Origin of the sequence: Methylobacterium frigidaeris (genome assembly GCF_022179185.1) — a bacterium.
Classification (GTDB): domain Bacteria; phylum Pseudomonadota; class Alphaproteobacteria; order Rhizobiales; family Beijerinckiaceae; genus Methylobacterium; species Methylobacterium frigidaeris.
Map to the genome: position 1 here is coordinate 1 of NZ_BPQJ01000249.1, position 258 is coordinate 258.

The 258-nt window shown below is 67.1% G+C and carries 1 protein-coding gene; it reads left to right on the top strand.

What is annotated here, in order from left to right:
- Nucleotides 1-59: 59 nt before the first annotated feature.
- A partial coding sequence (locus tag MFF64_RS37035) for a DegT/DnrJ/EryC1/StrS family aminotransferase (protein WP_238194038.1) occupies nucleotides 60-258 on the top strand: 199 nt, incomplete at its 3' end.

Here is a 258-nt window from a genome sequence, read left to right on the forward strand (position 1 = left end):
CGGCGATCGAGCTCGCCCTGCGTTATCGCAGCGCGGGCCGTCCCGGCCGATACCGCATCATGCCGTCTTGGACCTTCATCGCCACCGCCCATGCGGCGGCCAATGTCGGGCTCACGCCGTACTTCACCGATGTCGATCCGGAAACCCTGTCGCTGACACCGGAGATCGCCGCGCGTGCCCTCAGAGCCAATCCGGGTGATGTCTCGGTCGTCATCGTCGTCAGCCCATGTGGAGCCCCGATCGACATCGCCGCGTGGG